Origin of the sequence: Photobacterium chitinilyticum, assembly GCF_004104355.1 — a bacterium.
In the GTDB taxonomy this organism is placed as follows: domain Bacteria; phylum Pseudomonadota; class Gammaproteobacteria; order Enterobacterales; family Vibrionaceae; genus Photobacterium; species Photobacterium chitinilyticum.
Window position 1 is genome coordinate 1 of record NZ_RJLM01000077.1, and the last position, 1,066, is coordinate 1,066.

The following is a 1,066-nucleotide window of genomic DNA, read 5'->3' on the forward strand; positions in this document are numbered from 1 at the left end:
CCGTGGTCACGGTGAACTCGCGATTAAGAGGATCGCTTGCCTCGGTCAGCGCCTGGACTTCGGCCGAACCGTTGTTCAGCTCATAGCTCCAGGTACCGTCTGTACCGATCTTGAACGTACCGAAATTGCCGTCGGTCACGGTCTCGGCATCAAACACCGCCTCGCCCGCATCCGGGTCGACCACGTCCAGCTTGCCGCCGGTGGTCAACACGGCATCTTCCTTGACGGTACCTGCGTCGGCATCCGGCACAGCAGGGGTAACAACGGCGCCGTCGTCGCTGCCGTTGATGGTGACAGTCACGGTGTGCTCGGTGCCGTCGGCAGTGGTGACGGTGAACTCGCGATTAAGAGGATCGCTTGCCTCGGTCAGCGCCTGCACCTCCGCCGAACCGTTGTTCAGCTCGTAGCTCCAGGTACCGTCAGTACCGATAGTGAACGTCCCGTAGTTGCCGTCGGTGACGGTCTTCGCATCAAACACCGCCTCGCCCGCATCCGGGTCTGACACGTCCAGCTTGCCGCCGGTGGTCAACACCGTGTCTTCCTTCACGGTGCCGGTATCTGCATCCGGTGTTGACAGGGTAACAACCGTGCCGTCGGCAGTGGTGACGGTGAACTCGCGATTAAGAGGATCGCTGGCCTCGGTCAGTGCCTGCACCTCCGCCGAACCGTTGTTCAGCTCGTAGCTCCAGGTGCCGTCAGTTCCGATCTTGAACGTCCCGTAGTTGCCGTCGGTCACGGTCTCGGCAGCAAACACCGCCTCGCCCGCATCCGGGTCGACCACGTCCAGCTTGCCGCCGGTGGTCAACACGGCATCTTCTTTAACGGAACCAGCATCGGCATCCGGTGTCGTTGGGGTAACAACGGCGCCGTCGTCGCTGCCGTTGATGGTAACAGTGACGGTGTGCTCGGTGCCGTCCGCCGTGGTGACGGTAAACTCGCGATTAAGAGGATCGCTTGCCTCGGTCAGCGCCTGCACCTCTGCCGAACCGTTGTTCAGCTCATAGCTCCAGGTACCGTCTGTACCGATCTTGAACGTACCGAAATTGCCGTCGGTCACGGTCTCGGC

1 protein-coding gene is annotated in these 1,066 nt (G+C 61.6%); it reads right to left on the reverse strand.

Annotation, left to right across the window (positions count from 1 at the left end; all coding sequences use genetic code 11):
- A partial coding sequence (locus EDI28_RS25865) for a VCBS domain-containing protein (protein WP_199287503.1) occupies positions 1-1,066 on the reverse strand: 1,066 nt, incomplete at both ends.